Raw genomic sequence first — 598 nt, forward strand, 5'->3', positions numbered from 1 at the left:
GTGTCGATCACCCGGTAGAACTGCCGCTGCCCGATGTCGGCGCCGAACCAGCGCGGACGGCGACCGCCCAGCGACACGACGCCGGCGCGGTCCCCGTTGCGCAACGCGGTCTGCACCACCTGCGCGGCGCCGCGCACGGCCCGCTCGGTGGCCTGGGTCGCCGGACCCGGGGCCTGCGGATAGCTGTCGATCAGCACGATCACGTCCGCGGCGCGGTCGGTGAGCCGCTGGGTCACATGCAATCTGCCGCGCCGCGCGCTCACCGGCCAGTTGACCATCCGCAGCGGGTCGCCGGGCACATAGGCCCGGATGTCGGCGTATTCGACGCCCCGGCCGATGTGCCGGGTCAGATGGGTGCCCAACCGATCGAGTAGCTCGGTCCGCGGAATCGGTGTCGCTTGCGGCGGGGTCAGCGGGAACACGGTGATCTCCGCGGCGTCGACGGTGCCGGTGCCGGCCAGCAGCCCGCCGCGCGCGGAGAAGGCGGCGGGGGGCCGGGGCTGTGTCTTATACAAAACTCCGAGCCCACCAGACACTGAGCGGTGTCGGATGGCGTGTTCTTCTTGTAAAAAAAAACAAAATGATGAATGATAAACAT

General features: G+C 68.7%; 1 pseudogene. It reads right to left on the reverse strand.

Annotated elements, in window-relative coordinates:
• Positions 1 to 485, reverse strand: a pseudogene (locus BKN37_RS27430) (DUF58 domain-containing protein); the annotation flags it as partial.
• Between the last annotated feature and the right edge of the window lie 113 nt (positions 486 to 598).

It is taken from the genome of Mycobacterium talmoniae (assembly GCF_001854525.1).
GTDB lineage: Bacteria > Actinomycetota > Actinomycetes > Mycobacteriales > Mycobacteriaceae > Mycobacterium > Mycobacterium talmoniae.